Annotated in this window: 14 protein-coding genes, 1 pseudogene and 1 riboswitch; of the genes and pseudogenes, 4 read left to right on the top strand and 11 right to left on the bottom strand. The window is 73.6% G+C overall.

What is annotated here, in order from left to right; translation table 11 throughout:
* Window positions 1-13: 13 nt before the first annotated feature.
* Together OG435_RS12290 and cobC are read right to left on the bottom strand one after the other, a co-directional pair.
* Window positions 14-1,252 (bottom strand): CapA family protein, encoded by a 1,239-nt coding sequence (locus OG435_RS12290; RefSeq protein WP_266876859.1) that lies wholly within the window; start codon window positions 1,250-1,252, stop codon window positions 14-16.
* 131 nt (window positions 1,253-1,383) lie between these two features.
* On the bottom strand, window positions 1,384-2,814 hold the full coding sequence (cobC, locus tag OG435_RS12285) for an Rv2231c family pyridoxal phosphate-dependent protein CobC (protein ID WP_266876858.1): 1,431 nt from the start codon (window positions 2,812-2,814) through the stop codon (window positions 1,384-1,386).
* A 152-nt stretch (window positions 2,815-2,966) separates the two neighbouring features.
* On the opposite strand from cobC, the gene OG435_RS12280 reads away from it, so the two are divergent.
* Complete coding sequence (locus OG435_RS12280) at window positions 2,967-3,713, top strand: ZIP family metal transporter (protein WP_266876857.1); 747 nt, start codon at window positions 2,967-2,969, stop codon at window positions 3,711-3,713.
* Between the two features lie 26 nt (window positions 3,714-3,739).
* On the opposite strand, the gene OG435_RS12275 is transcribed toward OG435_RS12280, so the two are convergent.
* From OG435_RS12275 to OG435_RS12245, 7 genes and pseudogenes are all read right to left on the bottom strand, one after another.
* Window positions 3,740-5,197: a cobyrinate a,c-diamide synthase gene (locus OG435_RS12275; protein ID WP_266876856.1), complete on the bottom strand. Its 1,458-nt coding sequence runs from the start codon at window positions 5,195-5,197 to the stop codon at window positions 3,740-3,742.
* Window positions 5,191-5,790 carry a cob(I)yrinic acid a,c-diamide adenosyltransferase gene (gene cobO / locus OG435_RS12270; protein WP_243338462.1) on the bottom strand — a complete coding sequence of 200 codons (600 nt, stop codon included), beginning with the start codon at window positions 5,788-5,790 and terminating at the stop codon, window positions 5,191-5,193. Before cobO ends, OG435_RS12275 begins: the two co-directional genes overlap by 7 nt.
* Entirely contained in the window at window positions 5,790-7,907 is a 2,118-nt protein-coding gene (locus tag OG435_RS12265) for a putative cobaltochelatase (protein WP_266876855.1), read from the bottom strand. The genes cobO and OG435_RS12265 overlap by 1 nt, the downstream gene beginning before the upstream one ends.
* A gap of 188 nt (window positions 7,908-8,095) precedes the next feature.
* Window positions 8,096-9,717 (bottom strand): annotated as a pseudogene (locus OG435_RS12260) (cobyric acid synthase); the annotation flags it as partial.
* The gene (locus tag OG435_RS12255) at window positions 9,714-10,691 is read right to left on the bottom strand and encodes a cobalamin biosynthesis protein (RefSeq protein ID WP_266876853.1); all 978 of its coding nucleotides are present in this window, start codon (window positions 10,689-10,691) and stop codon (window positions 9,714-9,716) included. The gene OG435_RS12255 and the pseudogene OG435_RS12260, both read right to left, overlap by 4 nt.
* Before the next feature lie 59 nt (window positions 10,692-10,750).
* Window positions 10,751-10,836, bottom strand: a riboswitch (cobalamin riboswitch).
* Window positions 10,837-10,998: 162 nt separating this feature from the next.
* Window positions 10,999-11,220 carry a hypothetical protein gene (locus tag OG435_RS12250; RefSeq protein ID WP_243338472.1) on the bottom strand — a complete coding sequence of 74 codons (222 nt, stop codon included), beginning with the start codon at window positions 11,218-11,220 and terminating at the stop codon, window positions 10,999-11,001.
* A gap of 37 nt (window positions 11,221-11,257) precedes the next feature.
* A complete protein-coding gene (locus tag OG435_RS12245) occupies window positions 11,258-12,529 on the bottom strand; it encodes an inorganic phosphate transporter (RefSeq protein ID WP_266876852.1) in 1,272 nt (423 codons plus the stop codon).
* Window positions 12,530-12,873: 344 nt separating this feature from the next.
* On the opposite strand from OG435_RS12245, the gene OG435_RS12240 reads away from it, so the two are divergent.
* The gene (locus OG435_RS12240; RefSeq protein WP_266876851.1) at window positions 12,874-14,016 is read left to right on the top strand and encodes an alpha/beta hydrolase family protein; all 1,143 of its coding nucleotides are present in this window, start codon (window positions 12,874-12,876) and stop codon (window positions 14,014-14,016) included.
* A 153-nt stretch (window positions 14,017-14,169) separates the two neighbouring features.
* On the top strand, window positions 14,170-15,624 hold the full coding sequence (locus OG435_RS12235; protein WP_430625618.1) for a hypothetical protein: 1,455 nt from the start codon (window positions 14,170-14,172) through the stop codon (window positions 15,622-15,624).
* Window positions 15,625-15,661: 37 nt separating this feature from the next.
* Here the strand turns inward: OG435_RS12235 and OG435_RS12230 are convergent, their stop codons facing one another.
* Window positions 15,662-16,057, bottom strand: a complete 396-nt coding sequence (locus tag OG435_RS12230; RefSeq protein WP_266876850.1) for a VOC family protein — start codon at window positions 16,055-16,057, stop codon at window positions 15,662-15,664.
* 85 nt (window positions 16,058-16,142) lie between these two features.
* Window positions 16,143-17,033 carry a KPN_02809 family neutral zinc metallopeptidase gene (gene ypfJ, locus OG435_RS12225; protein WP_266876849.1) on the bottom strand — a complete coding sequence of 297 codons (891 nt, stop codon included), beginning with the start codon at window positions 17,031-17,033 and terminating at the stop codon, window positions 16,143-16,145.
* A gap of 287 nt (window positions 17,034-17,320) precedes the next feature.
* Between ypfJ and OG435_RS12220 the strand changes: the two genes are divergently transcribed.
* The gene (locus OG435_RS12220) at window positions 17,321-18,919 is read left to right on the top strand and encodes an ABC-F family ATP-binding cassette domain-containing protein (RefSeq protein ID WP_266876848.1); all 1,599 of its coding nucleotides are present in this window, start codon (window positions 17,321-17,323) and stop codon (window positions 18,917-18,919) included.
* Window positions 18,920-19,137 lie beyond the last annotated feature (218 nt).

Raw genomic sequence — 19,137 nt, 5'->3', positions numbered from 1 at the left:
TCATGGAAAGGGCCTACTTCGTCGCGCGCGTCAGCCCCTGCGCCGCGGCGCCGCGCGACATCACGGCCTTCGTCACCTCGCGGTCGGCCGCGGCGTACGTGCTGTCGGCGGAGGAGGTGGCGGCCTCGCACGAGGTGCAGACGACGCGGAACGGCGGCCGCATGTCCGAGAACTGCGTGAGGTACTCGGCCTTCACCACCTCCCAGCGGCCCGGGTGGGCGGCCGCCGGGGTGAAGGTGAAACGGGGGACCGAGGACATGTTGCCGCGGGCCTTGTCGGCCTCGTAGAAGCTCGCCACCTGGTCGCCCATGCCGTACACCACCCAGGTGCCGTTGACCTTCTCGTACGGCTGCGGCACGTGGTTGTGGGTGCCGAGGATCAGGTCGATGTCGGGGAGGCCGTCCGTGCCGCGCGAGGCGGTCAGGGCCCGGGCCAGCTCCAGTTGCTGCTTGTCCGGGGCCGTCTGCCACTCGGAGCCCCAGTGGACGCTGAGGACGACGACGTTCGCGCCGGCCGCGCGCGCGGCCCGGGCGTCGGCGATGATCCGGGCCGGATCGATCAGGTTCACGGCCCAGGGCTTGTCCGCGGGGAGCGGGATGCCGTTCGTCCCGTACGTGTAGTCCAGTTGCGCGACCTTGGCCCCGCCGGCCTCGAGCAGGGCCGGGGCCCTGGCCTCCTCGGCGCCGCGGGCCGAGCCGACGTGGCGGATGCCGACGCGGTCGAGGTGGTCCAGGACGCGGACGAGGCCGTCGTACCCGTCGTCCAGGGTGTGGTTCGAGGCGGTCGAGCAGCTGTCGTAGCCGGTGTCCTTGAGGGCGTCGGCCAGTTGGTGCGGGGCCTTGAAGAGGGGGTATCCGGTGTAGGGGCCGCCGGGCCGGCCGTACGGTATCTCGTGGTGGCATATCGCCAGGTCGGCTGCGGAGACGACGGGCTTGACCCCGGCGAGTATCTTCCGGAAGTCGTGGCCGCCCTTCTCCGCGGAGTCGTCGGCGGCCCGCTGGATGATCGACGGGTACGGGATGATGTCGCCGGTCCCCACGAGGGTGAACGGCTTCCCGCCGGGAACGGCCGGGGGCGTCGCTCCGGACGCGGCGTCCCGGCCCGGGCTCGCCGCCGCCCCCGGCTTCGCCCCCAGCCGCTGACCGGCCGCCGTGCCGGGGTCCTCGCCCGCCAGCTGCGTCACGCCGTAGACGGCGCCGCCCACCACGGCCAGTCCGGCCACGGCCGCACCTATCTTGCCCGCGGTCTTCATCCCCGTACCCCCGTTGTCGCATCGTCACTACCCCGGGAATGGTCGCGCACCGGTGCGGGCGTCGCCACGCGTGACCCGCGCAAACGCGCCATCGGGGTGAAGCCCGTCCGGGGAGGGGCCCACCCGTGCGGTCAGCGCGTGCGCGCCGCGAGGGCCAGGTCGAGCGCCTGGAGGAGGCGGCCCGTCGTCGCGCGGTCGCGGACCGCCAGCCGGAGCCAGGAGCGGTCCAGCCCCGGGAAGGTGTCGCCGCGGCGCACGGCGAAGCCCAGGGCGCGCAGCCGGGTGCGGATCTCGGCCGCGCCCTCGACCCGGATCAGCACGAACGGCCCCGCCGCCGTACCGGCCACCGAGATCTCCTCGAACTCCGCGAGCCCCGCGAGCAGGTGCTCCCGGTCCACCGCGATCTGCCGGGCCGCGGCCTCCGCCTCGGCCAGCGCCGCGGGGGCCACGCACGCCTCGGCCGCCACCAGCGCGGGCGTGGACACCGGCCACAGCGGCTGCGCCGCCGCCAGCTTCGCGATCACCCCGGGCTCGGCCAGTACGTAGCCGATGCGGAGCCCGGCCAGCCCCCAGGTCTTGGTCAGGCTGCGCAGCACCACCAGGCCCGGTACGTCCGTCCGCCCGGCCAGCGCCTCGCGTTCGCCGGGGACCGCGTCCATGAAGGCCTCGTCGACCACCAGGGTCCGCCCGGGCCGGGCCAGCGCCGCCAGGGTCGCCGCCGGGTGCAGCACCGAGGTCGGGTTGGTCGGGTTCCCGATCACCACCAGGTCGGCCTCCTCCGGCACCGCCGCCGGGTCCAGCCGGAAGCCGTCCGCGGCCCGCAGCACGACCCGCTCCACCTGGTGGCCCGCGTCGCGCAGGGCCGCCTCCGGCTCGGTGAACTGCGGATGCACCACCACGGGCCGTACGGCGCCCAGCGCCCGAGCGATCAGTACGAACGCCTCCGCGGCACCCGCGGTCAGCAGCACCCGCTCGACCGGCAGCCCGTGGCGCAGGGCCACGGCCGCGCGGGCGGAGCGGCCGTCGGGGTACGCGGACAGGACGTCGAGCGAAGCCGCGATCCGGTCCTTCAGCCACTGCGGCGGTGTGTTCGACCGTACGTTCACCGCCAGATCGATCAGCTCCGCGCCCCCGTCCGCGACCTCGGCGTCCCCGTGGTGGCGCAGATCGTGTGTGTGGGCCGTGGCGACGGCGCAGGTCGCCGCCACCGAGCGCCGCTTGGGCACGAGGAGCTCCCCGCCCCCGGCGAGCGCGGCGGCCTCCGCCACCGACGCGGTGCCGGCGGCCTCGCGGGCGGCGTCCGAGGGGTGCGGCACCTGGATCGCGGCCAGGCGCTCGGCGGGGTAGCTCAGCAGGGGCACGCCGAAACGTTCCGCCGCACCCGCGATCCCCGCCTCCAGGACCTTGCCCTCCACGGTGGCCAGGGCCGTCACCGAACCCGACGCGAGCCCGGCGCTGCGCAGGGTCTCCTCCACCAGCGCGCACACCTCCGCGACGGACACGCCCGCGCGGCCACCGACCCCGACGACCAGTTGCGTCGCGTACTCGCCCAACAGGTTCACCCGTTCTCCGTCGTCGTGTTCGTGGTGCTGTTCACCGTGCGTTTCGCCGTGCCCGTCGCCGGCCTCGTGTGCCGCCGGCCCGTCAACCCGCCGTGGTCCGCCACCCGGGCGCGGAAGTGCGCGCGCGGCGCGGAGTCGGTATGCAGGGGCACATGGCCGTGATCGTGGCGTTGGGTGCGTTCCTGATGACCCTGGCAGGCGGATGGACGGCGCAGCGCGTCACCGACCGCCGCCACCTCGTGCTGGGACTGGCCGGCGGGCTGATGCTCGGCGTCGTGGGCCTCGACCTGCTCCCGGAGGCCATGCACGCGGCCGGCGAGGAACTGTTCGGGGTCCCGCTCGCCCTGCTGCTCTTCGTCGGCGGGTTCCTCACCGCGCACTGCGTGGAACGCGTCCTGGCCGTCCGCCAGGCCTCCCACGGGGGCTCGAACGGCAACGGGCACCCGGAGCACGGTGAACGGGTCCCCCAGGTCGGCCTGACGGCCGCCGCCGCCATGGTCGGCCACAGCCTCGCCGACGGGGTGGCCCTCGGCGCCGCGTTCCAGGTCGGCGGGGGCATGGGCGTGGCCGTGGCACTGGCCGTCATCACCCACGACTTCGCCGACGGGTTCAACACCTACACGCTCACCCGGCTGTACGGGAACGAGCGCCGCAAGGCCCTGCTCATGCTCTTCGCGGACGCGGTGGCCCCCGTCGTGGGCGCCGCGTCCACTCTGCTGTTCACCCTTCCGGAGGAACCGCTCGGGGCCTACCTCGGTTTCTTCGGCGGCGTCCTGCTGTACCTGGCCGCCGCCGAGATCCTGCCCGAGGCCCACCACAAGCACCCCGCGCTGTCCACCCTGATGTGCACCGTGGGCGGGGTGGCGGGGATCTGGCTGGTCGTGGGCCTGGCGGAGTGACGCGGCCGGCCCCGGGCGTCCGTGGTTCACCGATGCGCTGCCGCGGCCTCGGCGAACCGCAGGGCCGCGGAAGGCTCCGCCGCCCAGTGCGTGTGCAGGTAACTGGCGTGCACACCCTTCTCCACGAAGCCCTCGACCCGGCGCTCCGGATGCGTGAAGCCCCACGCGGGTGCGCTGCCCGCGCCCGGCTCGATGACCGTCCGGTGGAACTCGTGCCCGCGCAGCCGGGTTCCGGCCGGTGCGAGGACGCTGTCGGAGACGGCGACGGCCTCGCGGTAGCCGAGCGTGAGCCGCTCCGACATCCGCGCGTCGGCGTCGAGCACCCCGCACATGGGCTTTCCGTCCAGCGAGCGGGCCAGGTACAGCAGCCCGGCGCACTCCGCGGCCACCGGGCCGCCGGCGGCGGCGAACGCGGCGACGGCCTTGCGGAGCGGCTCGTTGGCGGACAGCTCCGGGGCGTACACCTCGGGGAACCCGCCGCCTATCACCAGGCCGGTGGTGTGGTCGGGGAGCCCCTCGTCCCGGAGGGGGTCGAAGGTGACGACCTCCGCACCGGCGGCGGTGAGCAGTTCCGCGTGCTCGGCGTACGAGAACGTGAAGGCGGCCCCGCCCGCGACGGCGATGACGGGTGCGGCGCCGCCGCTGGGGCTCAGCCCCAGACCCCGCGCCTCAAACGCCGGCGGGGCTGGATTCGGCTGATGCCATCCGCCTTGCGGCGCTGGGTTGCCGTGCAGCGGCATGAGAGCCTCGTCCGCAGCCCAGGCTTCGCAGGACAAGGGAGGGGCCGTCCTGGCCAGGGCCATCAGGGCGTCCAGGTCGCAGCCCTGGCGGACCTGTTCGGCCAGGGCCGTCACAGAGTCGAGGGCATCGCGCCGCCGCTCGGCGACCGGCACCAGACCCAGGTGCCGCGACGGCGCGGCCACCTGCGGAGCCCGCCGCAGGACGCCGAGCACCGGCATCCCCGCTTCCTCCAGCGCCTCCCGCAGCATCACCTCGTGCCGGTCGGAGCCGACCTTGTTCAGGATCACGCCGCCGAGGCGCACCTGCGGGTCGAAGGAGGCGAAACCGTGCACCAGGGCCGCCACCGACCGCGACTGCGAGGACGCGTCGACGACCAGCACCACCGGCGCCCGGAGCAGCTTCGCGACCTGCGCGGTCGACGCCAGTTCGCCCCGCCCCGCGGCTCCGTCGTAGAGCCCCATCACACCCTCGATGACGGCCAGGTCGCATCCGGCCGCCCCGTGCGCGAACAGCGGGGCCACCAGCTCCGGCCCGCACATGAAGGCATCGAGGTTGCGCCCCGGACGGCCCGTGGCCAGCGCGTGGTAGCCCGGGTCGATGTAGTCCGGCCCGGCCTTGTGCGGGGACACGGCGAGGCCGCGCTCCGAGAAGGCCGCCATCAGACCCGTCGCCACGGTGGTCTTGCCGCTGCCGGAGGAGGGAGCGGCGATGACCAGTCTCGGTACGTTGAACGAGGTCACCACTCGATGCCCTTCTGGCCCTTCTGGCCGGCGTCCATCGGGTGCTTGACCTTGGTCATCTCGGTGACGAGATCCGCGAACTCCACCAGCTTCTCCGGCGCGTTGCGCCCGGTGATCACCACGTGCTGCGTCCCGGGACGGTTCCGGAGCACCTCGACGACCTCGTCCACGTCGATCCAGCCCCAGTGCATCGGGTACGCGAACTCGTCCAGCACGTACAGCTTGTGCGTCTCGGCGGCCAGATCGCGCTTGACCTGCTCCCAGCCCTCCTTGGCCGCCTGCTCGTTGTCGAGCTGCGCGTCGCGCTGGACCCAGGACCAGCCCTCGCCCATCTTGTGCCAGACGACGGAGCCGCCCTCGCCGGAGGCGCCGAGCACCTTCAGCGCGTTCTCCTCGCCGACCTTCCACTTCGCCGACTTGACGAACTGGAACACCCCGATCGGCCAGCCCTGGTTCCAGGCGCGCAGCGCCAGACCGAAGGCCGCCGTCGACTTGCCCTTGCCCGGCCCGGTGTGGACGAAGACGAGCGGGCGGTTGCGGCGCTGACGCGTCGTGAGTCCGTCGTCCGGAACGACGGACGGCTGTCCCTGCGGCATTACGCGGCCCTCCTGAGGGTCGGGGATGGGGTACGGACGCTCTTGGTGATTCCGGCCTTCACGAGCCCGGCCAGCGAATCGGCCCGCAGCCCGTCCAGGGTGACGGCCGGGCCGCCCAGATCGGCGGCCAGTACGCCGGCCAGCCCGAGCCGGACCGGACCCGACTCGCAGTCCACGACCACGGAGGCGACCCCGCCGGCCGCCAGCAGCCGGGCGCTGCGCGCCGACAGCTCGCGCGGGTCGCCGCCCACGGACCCGGCCGAGGTGGCCCGCCCGTCGGTGACGACCACGAGCAGCGGCCGCCGGCTCGGGTCCCGCAGCCGCTCGATCCGCAGCACCTCGTGGGCCTTGAGCAGCCCGGCGGCGAGCGGGGTGCGCCCGCCCGTCGGCAGCTTCTCCAGCCGGGCCGCGGCGGCGTCGACGGAGGAGGTGGGCGGCAGGGCGAGTTCGGCCGAGGAACCGCGGAAGGTGATCAGGCCGACCTTGTCCCGGCGCTGGTAGGCGTCGAGCAGCAAGGACAGCACCGCGCCCTTGACCGCGCCCATGCGCTGCCGGGCCGCCATGGAGCCGGAGGCGTCGACGAGGAACAGGACGAGGTTGCCCTCGCGGCCCTCCCGGGTCGCCTGCCGCAGATCGTCCTTGCGGACGACCAGGCCGCGCCCGGTGCGCCCGCGCGCCTTCTGGTGCGGGGCGGCGGCGTGGACGGTGGCCGCCAGGTGCAGCTTGGTCAGCTGTCCCCGGGGGAGCTGGGCGCCGGTGGTACGGCCGTGCGCGGTGCGGGCGCGGGAGCGCCGGCCGGACGCGCCCTCGCCGAGGCCCGGGACGCTGAGCATCTTGGTGCGGAACGGCTCGGCGGCCCGGACGGCCGCCTGCTCGTTCTCCTGCGCGGAGGGCTGCGGCTCCGGCCGCTCCTCGGGCCGCTGCTCGGGCCCGTCCGGGGCCTGCGGCTCCGGCTCCTGCTCGGCCTCGGGCGCGTCAGGTCCGGAACCCTGCGGGGGTACGCCGCCCCTGCCGTCGGGGCCGCCGCCGTCCGGGCCGCCGTCCTCGGGCCCCTCGCCCGGACCCTCCGGCTCCGGCTCGGGATCCGGCTCGGGCTCCGGCTCGTCGTCGGGGAACCCGTCCAGGATCCGGTCCAGCTTCTCCTCGTCGAGGCCCGGCGCGTCGAAGGGGTTGCGGCGTCGTCGGTGGGGGAGCGCCAGCAGGGCGGCCTGCCGCACGTCCTCCTTGCGCACCTCGGTCCGCCCGGCCCAGGCGGCGAGCGCGGTCGCGGTACGGGCCATCACGATGTCGGCGCGCATCCCGTCGACCTCGAAACCGGCGCAGGTCGCGGCGATCTGCAGCAGCGAGGTGTCGCCGAGGCGCACCTGCGGGAGCAGCGCCCGCGCGGCCACCACCCGGGCGCGCACCTCCTCCTCGTCCCCGGACCAGCGGCCCGCGAACCCCGCGGGGTCGTCCTCGTAGGCGAGCCGGCGGCGGACCACCTCCACCCGCTGGAGGGGCTCCCGGGAGGCGGCGACCTCGACGGTCAGCCCGAACCGGTCGAGCAGCTGCGGGCGGAGCTCGCCCTCCTCGGGGTTCATCGTGCCGACGAGGAGGAAGCGGGCGGCGTGCCGTACGGAGACGCCCTCGCGCTCCACGTAGGAGGCGCCCATCGCGGCGGCGTCGAGGAGCAGGTCGATGAGGTGGTCGTGGAGCAGGTTGACCTCGTCGACGTACAGGATCCCGCGGTGCGCGTCGGCCAGCAGGCCGGGCTCGAAGGCCTTCACGCCCTCGGCGAGGGCGCGTTCGATGTCGAGGGCGCCGACGAGCCGGTCCTCGGAGGCGCCGACGGGCAGCTCCACCATCCGGGCGGGCCGCGCGGCGGCCGGTCCCGCCTCGTGGGGGCCGTCGGGGCAGGCGGGGTCCGGGGCGGTGGGCGCGCAGCTGAACCGGCAGCCGGGGACCACGTCGACCTGCGGCAGCAGGGTGGACAGGGCGCGGACGGCGGTGGACTTGGCGGTCCCCTTCTCACCGCGCACGAGAACACCGCCGACCGCGGGGCTCACGGCGTTGAGCAGCAGCGCGAGGCGCAGGTCGGTCTGGCCGACCAGGGCGGTGAACGGGTAGGGCGTGCTCATGCGGTGGCCCCTTCTTGGACGCGGGTACGGATGGTTGTGCGCGGGTCGGCGTTGACGGCGGGGCGGGGCTGCGGGTGCGCCGCTGCGCAGGGCGGAGTTCCCCTACCCGCCCTTCGCCCGTTCCCTGGGGCTCCGCCCCAGACCCCGGTCCTCAAACGCCGGCGAGGCTGGAAGATGCCGCGCAGCGGCATATCCAGCCCGTCCGGCGTTTGAGGACCGGGTCCGGGCAGCGCCCGGGGAACGGTGGAAGGGTGGGGCGGGGACGGCTCCCGCAGGGACGGGGACGTCATGGCGCGCCCGGCGGGAGGAAGGGGAGGCCCGACGGGGCGCCGGTCTCGATCAGGCTCAGCAGCGCAGCGGTGTCCGCGTGTTCCTCGATCAGGTCGCCGAGCAGGTCGAGCTGCTCCTCCCGCAGGGAGGCGAAGGAGGTGTCCGGGGAGGGGACGAAGCGGCGCCCCGCAGCGGCAGCGACCTCGCGGAGGAAGGCCCGGCGGAAGCCGTCCGACTCCAGCGAGCCGTGCCAGTGCGTGCCCCACACCGCCCCGACCCGGCACCCGTCCAGGAAGGGCGTTCCGCCGAGGACTTCGGCCACGCCGTGATGGATCTCGTAGCCGGAGACCTCCTCGCCCAGCGCCGAGCCCACCGGCCGTGCCAGGGTCTTCTCCCGCTCGAAGCGGACCCGGACGGGAAGCAGCCCGAGCCCCGGCACGGAGCCGGCCTTCGACTCGACCTCGTCCTCGATGTGCTCGCCCAGGAGCTGGAACCCGCCGCAGATGCCCAGGACCGGCCGGCCCTCGGCGGCCCGCCGGGCCAGCGCGTCCGCGAGCCCCCGTTCGCGCAGCCAGGCCAGGGCCTTGACCGTGCCGCGGGTGCCGGGGACGACGACGAGGTCCGCGTCGGCCAGTTCCTCGGCGCGGTCCACGAATCGCACGACCACGCCCGGCTCCGCCGCGAGCGCGTCGACGTCCGTGAAGTTGGACATCAGCGGCACCGCGCAGACCGCGACCCGCAGCACGTCCTCGCCCACGGGCGGGGCGACCACGGATTCCCGTACCGCGCCCCGCAGGGAGACCCGCAGGCCGTCCTCCTCGTCGATGCCCAGCCCGTGCTGGAAGGGGAGCACCCCGTACGTCGCCCGTCCGGTGAGGCCGCGCAGCATCTCCATGCCGGGCTCCAGCAGGGTGACGTCACCGCGGAACTTGTTGACCAGGTAGCCCGCGATCAGCGACTGGTCCTCGGGCGAGAGAAGCGCCGTCGTGCCGAAGAAGGACGCGAAGACCCCGCCCCGGTCGATGTCGCCGACGACGACCACCGGGAAGCGCGCGGCCCGCGCGATGCCCATGTTCACGATGTCGGTCCGGCGCAGGTTGATCTCGGCCGGGCTGCCCGCCCCCTCGCAGATCACGGCGTCATACGTGCCCCGCAACTGCTCCAGGCAGTCCGTGACGATGCCGAGCAACTGCTCCTGACGCCCCCCGTGGTAGCCGCGCGCGCTCATCTCGCCCACCGGCTTGCCCAGCAGCACCACCTGGCTGCTCCGGTCACTGCCGGGCTTGAGCAGCACCGGGTTCATCAGCGCGGTCGGCTCCACGCGGGCCGCCTGGGCCTGCATGGCCTGCGCGCGGCCGATCTCGGCGCCCTCCCGCGTCACGAAGGAGTTCAGCGACATGTTCTGTGCCTTGAACGGGGCCACCTTCACACCTTGCCGGGCCAGCCACCGGCAGATGCCCGCCGTGACCACGCTCTTGCCCGCGTCCGAGGTCGTACCGGCGACGAGGAGCCCCCCGCCGCGCTTCGCGCCGCCGCTCATGCGCGCCGTCCCTTCTCAGCCGTACGGGAGACCAGTGCCCGGGAGACCAGCGTCCGGGCGGCCACACAGACCCCCAGCGACAGCCACGTCACCCGGCGCGACAGCCGCACCGCCCGTTCGATGTCGGCGACCGCGACCGGCCGTCCGGCCGAGCCGTTGAGCACGGCCCGGTGTTCGACCCGGCCCGCGTACGCCAGGGTTCCGCCCAGCCGGACGCCGAGCGCCCCCGCGAAGGAGGACTCCACGGGTCCGGCGTTGGGGCTCGGGTGCTTGGCGGCGTCCGCGCGCCAGGCCCGTACGGCTCCCCGCCGGTCGGGCCCGGCCAGGACGGCGGCCAGGGCCGTCAGCCGGGCGCCCGGCCAGCCGGCGACGTCGTCGAGCCGGGCCGAGGCCCAGCCGTAGCGCAGGTGGCGGGGGGACTTGTGGCCGACCATCGCGTCCAGGGTGTTCACGGCGCGGAAGGCCAGCAGCCCGGGGACGCCCGCGACGGCGCCCCAGACCAGGGCGCCGACCACCGCGTCGGAGGTGTTCTCGGCGACCGATTCGACGACCGCGCGGGCCATCTGCTGCTCGTCCAGCGCCTGCGGGTCGCGCCCGCACAGGTGGGGCAGCCGCTCGCGGGCCACCTCGGCGTCCCCGGCGGCGAGTGCGCCGCCGATCGCGCGGGCCTCCCGGCCCAGCGAGGTGCCGCCCACGACGGCCCAGGTGGCGGCGGCGGTGAGGGCGATACGGGCGGCCGCGGGCCGGGAGCGCACGGCGCGGGCGCCCAGCGCGCCGACGGCGGCAGCGCCTCCGGCGCACAGCAGGGTGTGCAGGGCGCCCCGCGCGCGGTCGTCGCGCCACAGGGCGCGTTCGACGGCGGCGGCGGCTCGTCCGAAGGCGGCCACGGGGTGCCCTCGGCGCGGATCCCCGAGGATCCGGTCGCCGATCAGGCCCGCCGTGACGCCGTACGCGAAGACGCGATCGGCACGCATGGTGGCAGGTATGTCCTCACTCAGGGTCCGCGCCCTGGTTCGACGTGTCCGGCGGCGAGAGTTCCTGGCTCCCGGCGGCGCCGGCCCAGGGCCGCGCGCGCCGGTGACAGTGGCGGGACCGCGCCGGATTCGCACCGGACTTCCTCTCCATGCCGCCGTAATGGCTCGGGCAGTCCACCACGCAGCGCGAAGGCCCGTCAACTCGCGGTTGACCTGCGGCGGGGTGGCGGTGGAAGCGGCTCCGGGCATGCGAAAGCTCCCTCGGGGACGAACCCGGAGGGAGCTTCCGTACGTGCCGTCCTGCGCCTCAGGCGACGATCAGGTAGATCCCGTAGGCCACGGCCGCCGCGCAGAGCGCGAAGCAGGCGTACGCACCGCTGCGGGCCAGGGTGGCGGCGCCGCCCTGTTCGGTGGCGGCCTCGTGCTTGGAGAGCCCCATCAGGCCCAGGGTGAACAGGGTCACCAGGACGACGGTGGCGGAGAGGCTGACCCCGAAGACGGAGCCGAGTGCTTCCCAGTCGATCTTCATACCGCTGAATCCTCTGTCGTTCTCGGGGTCGGGCCGGTCAAACCGCCGCGGCCGGGGCCGCGGGGGTCGTCGTCGCGGAGGCCGGGATGGTGGCCTTGAGCTCCTCGTCCGTCACCGCGGCGGTGCTGCCCGCGGCGGCGGTCGGCGGAACCGCGACGGCCGCCATGGCCGTGGTGACGGCACCCGCCGGTTCCTCGGCGTCGGCCGCGGCGACCTCGTTGACGTTGGTGTGGTCGACGACCTGGCGGCGGGAGATCACCCAGATGGCGACGCAGGAGGCGATCAGGAAGACCGTGACGCCGGCGACGCCGATGTCCCCGGTGCGCATGACCAGCTCGGCACCGGCGGCGACCAGGGCCGCGGCCGGGAGGGTCAGGCCCCAGGCGATGAACATGCGGGAGGCGGTGGACCAGCGGACCACGCCGCCCTTGCGTCCCAGACCCGAACCCATGACGGCGCCGGAGCACGCGTGGGTGGTGGAGAGGGAGAAGCCGAGGGAGGAGGAAGCCAGGATGACGCTGGCGGCCGAGGTCTGGGCGGCGAAGCCCTGCTGCGGCTGCAGGTCGGTCAGGCCGCTGCCCATGGTGCGGATGATGCGCCAGCCGCCCAGGTAGGTGCCCATCGCGATGGCCAGGCCGGCGGAGACGATGACCCAGACCGGCGGGTTGGAGCCGGGCGCGAGGGCGCCGCCGGCGACGAGCGCCAGGGTGATGATGCCCATCGTCTTCTGCGCGTCGTTGGTGCCGTGCGCCAGCGAGACGAGGCTCGCGGAAGCGATCTGGCCGGCGCGGTAGCCCTTGGCCGAGGTCTTCTCGCCCATGCCCTTGCCGACCTTGTACGTGACCTTCGTGGCCAGGTACGCGGCGAAACCGGCGACCAGCGGCGCGGCGATCGCGGGGATCAGCACCTTGGTGACGACGACGCTGCCGTTGACGGCGCCCATGCCGGCGGAGGCCACGGCCGCACCGATCAGGCCGCCCATCAGGGCGTGCGAGGAGCTGGAGGGCAGGCCGACCAGCCAGGTGACGAGGTTCCAGAGGATCGCGCCGACCAGGGCGGCGAAGATGACCTCGGGCTGGATGCCTTCCTCGTTGACCAGTCCCTTGGAGATCGTCTTGGCGACCTCCACGGACATGAAGGCGCCGACGAGGTTGAGCACGGCGGACATCGCCACCGCGGTCTTGGGCTTGAGGGCGCCGGTCGAGATGGTGGTGGCCATCGCGTTGGCCGTGTCGTGAAAACCGTTCGTGAAATCGAACACGAGAGCGGTGATGATCACGATCCCGAGGAGAAGCGTTATGTGCTCCATTTACCCAGGCTTCTGTTTGACGTCAGTGGTTCGTGGACCGTAGGCAACCTGGATGAACGGAAGGTGAACTGCCAGGGGTCGTGCGGTGTATCGGCGCGGCACCTGATCGGGACCTTCGTCCCGAGAGACACGTTGATATGTCGATTAACGCATGTCACGGCGGGGTGTCCGGATGTTTCGGAGGCGGGACTTCCGGTCGGGGCCCCCGTCACCCGGGGGCCCCGAAGAGACCTAGATCACCTCCTTTGTCGCCCCGCTGCCGCCCCTGCGTCACCCCTTCGGGGTGCCGACCGGAACGATTCCCTCCGGTGGCCCGCCGACCCGTCCGCCTCGACACTGGAGCGGTGCGTACCGCTACAGCGACGGCAGTGGCCGTCACCACGACCCTCCTCGGCGCCGGCGCGGCCGCCGTCACCGCCGCCGCGCTCGCCGGCCGGTACGCCGCCGACGCGGCCCTGCGGGCCGAGCCCGGCCGCCCGCTCCCCGGCGGCCCCCGGCTCACCGTGCACTCCACCGTGTCCGGCCGCGTCGAGCTGACCCGCTCGCTCGCCTCCCTGCGCACCGGCACCTACGGGCTCACCGCCCCCGGGGTGCACGCCGTGGTCGGGCCCGTCCTCCCCGACGCCCCGCACGGCCCCGACACCGTGGTGCGCCGGCTCCTCGCCGTCACCCACGGCAGCCTCGACCCCGGAACCCGCGTCACCCTCACCCCCCAGGTCCACCTGGGGAACCCGGGCGCCGCCCTCGGGCTGGACCACGCCGACGTGGACGTCCCCGGGGAGCTCGGCGCGCTGCCCGCCTGGTTCCTGCCCGGAGCCCGCGACACCTGGGTGATCACCGTCCACGGGCTCGGCGCCACGCGCGAGCACCCGATGGTGGTCATGCCCTTCCTCCACCGCAACAAGTTCCCGGTCCTGGACCTCGGGTACCGCGGCGACCTCGGCGCCCCGGAGTCACCGGACGGCCTCGGCCACCTCGGCGAGTCCGAATGGCGCGATCTCGACGCCGCCATCCGCTACGCCCTGCGCTACGGAGCACGCCGCGTGGTCCTGCACGGCTGGTCGACCGGCGCCACCATGGCCCTGCACGCCGCCGAGCGCTCGGCGCTGGCCGACCGGATCTCCGGTCTGGTCCTCGACTCGCCCGTCCTGGACTGGCACACCACCCTGCGCGCCCTCGCCGCGGCGCGCCGCACCCCGGCCCCCCTGCTCCCGTTCGCCGTCAAGGCCGCCGAGGGGCGTGCGGGCCTGCGCGCCGACCGGCGGGCCCCGGGGTCGGATCCGGCCGCGCTGAAGGTCCCCGTGCTGATCTTCCACGGCCCGGACGACAGCCTCGCCCCCTGGGAGCCCTCGCGGCGGCTCGCGGCGGCCCGCCCCGACCTCGTCACCCTGCACTCCGTTTCCGGCGCCGCGCACGGAGCGATGTGGAACGCCGATCCGGCCGCCTATGAAGAGGCGCTGCGCCGTTTCCTGACCCCTCTTATGTGACAGGTCGGGTGACGGACCGTCGGGCGAGTTGTCCGAAGACCGTGGGGCAGGCGGGGCGGGGAGGGTGAGTTGCCCCGTTCTGTCCCTCCGGGGTCTTGTGGCAATGGCTGGTTCCGTTTGGGCTTTCGGCCAGTGACGGGCGAGACTGCTCACGTGACGTCCCGAAAGCCTGATGAGCAGTTGGCTCGCGACTCCAGACTCCGACTCGTCGCCCCGCGGTCCGTGGCCACGGCACGCAAGGCGGTGACCGACCGGCGCACCCGGACCGCTCCGCGGCCTCCGGCGGGCACGCCCGCCACGGCCGACCTCGCGAACAGGGCCCGCGCCTCCCTCGCCGACGCGGTGCGGCTCGCCCGCTGGGCCGAGCTCCACCTCGGCGTGGCGGACGGTGCCGGGCCCGCCCCCGCGGGCGCCCTGCCCGTCGCCGACGTCGAACGCGCCGCCGCCCAGCTGAACCTGACGCCGGGCCAGATCCGGGTCGGCTGGGACCGCGCCCGGCTCGCCGGACTGATCGAGATGCACGGCGGACACGCCCGCCCGGGCTGGCGCCTGCGCGCCTGGAACCGCGACGACACCGCCGTCCTGCGCGGCTGGGTCGCCCTCTTCGACGCCTGGTCACTGGTCCACCCGGCCCCCGCCGACATCGCCCCCGCGGTCGTCGCCGAGGTGGTCGAGGCCATGCCCCAGCTGCTCTCCCTGCTCCAGCTCTCCGCCGGTCCCGTGACCGTCCCCGATCTGCTGGACCTGCTCCGGCAGCGCGTCGAGGAACTGCGCGACGAGCGGTGCGAGGTCCCCTACGAGTCCACGGGCCAGGCCGAGGCCCCGTCCGCGGCCCCCGCACCCTCCGGTCCGGCAGCGTCCGGTCCCGTGCAGGCCGCGCCCCCCGTCCCGCTCGCCCGGCTGCTGCGCTGGGCGCTCGGCGGGCTCGCCGCCGTGGACGCCGTCACCCTCGGCCCCGCCCGGGCCGCCCTCACCCCGCTCGGGAGCTGGGCCGTCTGGGTCAAGCTCGAACAGATCTGCGTCGCCGCGCAGAGCCCGGCCGGGAACATCGAGCAGTCCGCCGCCGCCATGCTCCACGGCTGCGCGCGGCTCACCCCCGGCCCGGCCCGCGCCGAATACCTGGCCTGGCTGGCCGCCCGGCCCGTCGGCCACGCGGTCTCCGAGCTGCTCCACGCGGCCCGGGGCGAGGACGCCCTCCTGCGCGGGCTCGCCTTCGAAGCCCTGCGCGTCGTCGGAGCCCCCGCCGAGCCCGAGGTGCGCAAGGCCTCCCGGGAGGCCGCGCTGCGCCCGTACGCCCTGCTCTGGCTCGCCGAGCACGACGGGGTCGACCCCGACGAGGCGCAGGACGTGCTCACCGCCGAGGAGCAGACCTGGCTCTGGGTGGACACCGCGGCGGCCATCGCCGACCACGGCGAGGCCGAGCTGCTCGCACGTCACCTGGACTCGGCGGTGCGGACCACGGTTCCGAGGCTGCTGGACGAGGTCCGTGCGGTCGGGCACCCCCGCACCGTGCAGGTGCTGGTCGCCCTGGCCGCCGCCCATCCCGATCCCGCCCTGGCCAAGGCGGTGCGCCGGGCCGCCTTCCAGGTGCACACCGGCGGCGCGTAGCGCCCCGTACGGGAGTTCCGTACGCGCCGCCGGTCCCTCAGACCTGCGGCGCGTACGTCCCGAAGCTCCAGACGTTGCCCTCGGCGTCGCGGGCCATGTAGTCCCGCGAGCCGTAGTCCTGGTCGGTCGGCTCCATCACGATCTCCACGCCGTGCTCGACGGCCCGGCGGTGGTGGGCGTCCACGTCGTCGACGAGCACGTAGACACCGGCCGGGCCGGCCTTCTCCATCGCCTTGTCGAAGAGCCCGCCGGTGCCCTTGCTGCCGAGCATCACCATGCCGTTCCCGTAGGACAGCTCGGCGTGCGCCACCGCGCCGTCCTCACCCTCGTACGCCGCGACCTGGGTGAAGCCGAAGGCTTCCGTGAGCAGCTGGATGGCGGCCTTGGCGTCGGTGTACAGCAAGGTCGGACAGATGGACGGAACGCCTGCCATGACGATCACTCCCTCTCGTACCGTGGGTGGACAGTCCAAAGGTGGACAGTGAGCCACGTCACAGCATGGCAGGCGCCGCGGGAAGTCAGCGGAAGGTGTTGCACTGGGCCATGTCGCCCGTGCGGTAGCCCTGGTAGAACCACTGCTGGCGCTGCTCGGCCGAACCGTGCGTCCAGGACTCCGGAGTCACCCGGCCCTGGAACTTCTCCTGGATCCGGTCGTCGCCGACCGCCGCCGCCGCGTCCAGACCGTCCTTGATGTCCTGGTCGGTGAGGCTCGTGATCAGCGGCTTGCCCGTGGACTCGTCCGGCGTCTTCGTCGCGTTGTGGGCCCAGACCCCGGCGTAGCAGTCGGCCTGCAGCTCGACCCGTACCGCGTTGCTGTTCGCGCCCTGCCGCCCGTCCTGGGCCTTCTGCAGGGTGCCGGTCAGGTTCTGGACGTGGTGGCCGTACTCGTGGGCCACCACGTACGCCTGGGCGAAGGGGCCGCCGCTCGCGCCGAACTTGGTGCGGAGCTCGTTGAAGAAGCCCAGGTCCAGATAGACCTTCCGGTCGCCGGGGCAGTAGAAGGGGCCGACCGCGGAGGTGGCCGCCCCGCAGGCGGTGCCCACCTTGCCGGTGAAGAACACCGTCTGAGCCGGGGTGTACTGGGCGCCGCGCCTGGCGAACTCCTGCTTCCAGAAGTCCTGGGTGCTGTTGATCACCGCCACCAGCCGGCAGTCCTCCTTGGCGTTCGCGTCCGCGCCGGTCTTGCAGGTCTGCTGCACCTGCGCGGCCGAGGAGGCGGTCGACGCCGGTTCCTGGTTCCCATCGGACAGGCCCAGCTGCTCCGGGCCCACCCCGAACAGCAGGCCCATGACCAGCGCGATGAGGCCGATGATGCCGCCGCCGATCGTGGCCTTCCCTCCCGGGATGCGGCTGCCGCGTACGTCCTGGACCTCGGACGTGTCCAGATTGGCGTTGTCGTCGAACTGCATCCCGCACCGCCCTCCATTCCTGACCGGGGGTACGTGTGTCAGCCCCTGCGGCGAGTATCAACCCGTTCATGCTCATACGCCCCTCGGCCCACAGGCGTGTTCCCTGGGCCGAACGGGGGACGCGGGGCGAGGGGCCGGGCCGGTCCCGCGCGGGGTGGCCGGGCCCGAAAGTAGTTGCGGGCCACCGGTAGAATGACTTCCATGGCAAATCTCCTCGCGGATTAGCGGCGTAGAAGCATCGCGTCCTGCCCCCCTTCCGCCGTCCCGACCCGCCCTGGAGTATTTCCGTGATCACCGCCACCGGCATCGAGCTGCGCGCCGGCGCCCGCATCCTCATCGAGAACGCCTCCTTCCGCGTCGCCAAGGGCGACCGCATCGGCCTCGTCGGCCGCAACGGAGCCGGTAAGACCACCCTCACCAAGTGCCTCGCCGGCGAGGGCACCCCGGCCGGCGGCAGCATCGCCCGCTCGGGCGAGGTCGGCTATCTCCCGCAGGACCCGCGCACCGGCGACCTCGACGTCCTGGCCAGCGACCGGATCCTGTCCGCGCGCGGACTCGACGTACTGCTCAAGAAGATGCGGATGAACGAGGAGCGCATCTCGTCGGGCTCCGGCGCCACCCGCGAGAAGGCGATGCGCCAGTACGAGCGCCAGGAGACCGAGTTCCTCACCAAGGGCGGGTACGCCGCCGAGTCCGAGGCCGCGACCATCTCCGCCGCGCTCGGCCTGCCCGACCGGGTGCTCGGCCAGCCGCTGCACACCCTCTCCGGTGGTCAGCGCCGCCGCGTCGAGCTCGCCCGGATCCTCTTCTCGGACGCCGACACCCTCCTCCTCGACGAGCCGACCAACCACCTCGACGCCGACTCGATCGTGTGGCTGCGCGACTACCTGAAGACCTACCGCGGCGGCTTCATCGTCATCTCCCACGACGTGGACCTGGTCGAGACGGTCGTCAACAAGGTGTTCTACCTGGACGCCAACCGCTCCCAGATCGACGTCTACAACATGGGTTGGAAGCTCTACCAGCAGCAGCGCGAGGCCGACGAGAAGCGCCGCAAGCGCGAGCGCCAGAACGCCGAGAAGAAGGCCGCGGCGCTGAACTCGCAGGCCGACAAGATGCGCGCCAAGGCCACCAAGACGGTCGCCGCCCAGAACATGGCCAAGCGCGCCGACCGCCTGCTGGCGGGCCTCGATGCCGTCCGCGTCTCCGACAAGGTCGCCAAGCTGCGCTTCCCGGACCCTGCGCCCTGCGGCAAGACCCCGCTGACCGCCGAGGGCCTGTCGAAGTCCTACGGCTCGCTGGAGATCTTCACCGACGTCGACCTGGCCATCGACAAGGGCTCCCGCGTGGTCATCCTCGGTCTCAACGGCGCGGGCAAGACCACGCTGCTGCGCCTGCTGTCGGGCACCGAGAAGCCCGACACGGGCACGGTCGTCCCCGGCCACGGCCTCAAGCTCGGCTACTACGCCCAGGAGCACGAGACCCTGGACCCGGAGCGCTCGGTCCTGGAGAACATGCGCTCCTCGGCGCCCGACCTGGACCTGGTCTCCGTACGCAAGACGCTGGGCTCGTTCCTCTTCTCCGGCGACGACGTGGACAAGCCCGCGGGCGTCCTGTCCGGTGGGGAGAAGACCCGCCTCGCGCTGGCGACGCTGGTCGTCTCCTCGGCCAACGTGCTGCTCCTCGACGAGCCCACCAACAACCTCGACCCGGCCAGCCGCGAGGAGATCCTGGGCGCCCTGCGCACGTACAAGGGCGCCGTCATCCTCGTCACCCACGACGAGGGCGCCGTCGAGGCACTGGAGCCGGAGCGGATCATCCTGCTCCCGGACGGCGTCGAGGACCTGTGGGGCCCGGACTACCGGGACCTCGTGGCGCTCGCCTGAGGTGCTTCCGCTTCGGTGATCCAGTTGCTTATGGATCATTCGGCTCAGGCGTGATCCATCATCTGAGTGAGACGGTCTCATACCGATCCGTGCGCGACGAAGGCCCCGGCCGCATCTCCCAGGAGGTGCGGCCGGGGCCTTCCGTTTTCGCGCTCCGGCCCCTGACCTGGTAATTCATACCGGCCGGGCGGAAATGTGACGGAGGTCATGCAGCGGAG

It is taken from the genome of Streptomyces sp. NBC_01264, from assembly GCF_026340675.1.
In the GTDB taxonomy this organism is placed as follows: domain Bacteria; phylum Actinomycetota; class Actinomycetes; order Streptomycetales; family Streptomycetaceae; genus Streptomyces.
Note: the sequence above shows the minus strand (reverse complement) of the source record. Positions and strands in the feature narration are given on the sequence as shown.

Bases quoted from the DNA above. Each gene is read 5' to 3' on its own strand.
- OG435_RS12265 (WP_266876855.1), bottom strand. From the start codon at position 7,907: ATGAGCACGCCCTACCCGTTCACCGCCCTGGTCGGCCAGACCGACCTG.
- OG435_RS12250 (WP_243338472.1), bottom strand. From the start codon at position 11,220: ATGAAGATCGACTGGGAAGCACTCGGCTCCGTCTTCGGGGTCAGCCTC.
- OG435_RS12255 (WP_266876853.1), bottom strand. From the start codon at position 10,691: ATGCGTGCCGATCGCGTCTTCGCGTACGGCGTCACGGCGGGCCTGATC.
- cobO (WP_243338462.1), bottom strand. From the start codon at position 5,790: ATGCCGCAGGGACAGCCGTCCGTCGTTCCGGACGACGGACTCACGACG.
- OG435_RS12230 (WP_266876850.1), bottom strand. From the start codon at position 16,057: ATGGCAGGCGTTCCGTCCATCTGTCCGACCTTGCTGTACACCGACGCC.
- ypfJ (WP_266876849.1), bottom strand. From the start codon at position 17,033: ATGCAGTTCGACGACAACGCCAATCTGGACACGTCCGAGGTCCAGGAC.
- OG435_RS12290 (WP_266876859.1), bottom strand. From the start codon at position 1,252: ATGAAGACCGCGGGCAAGATAGGTGCGGCCGTGGCCGGACTGGCCGTG.
- OG435_RS12280 (WP_266876857.1), top strand. From the start codon at position 2,967: ATGGCCGTGATCGTGGCGTTGGGTGCGTTCCTGATGACCCTGGCAGGC.
- OG435_RS12245 (WP_266876852.1), bottom strand. From the start codon at position 12,529: ATGGAGCACATAACGCTTCTCCTCGGGATCGTGATCATCACCGCTCTC.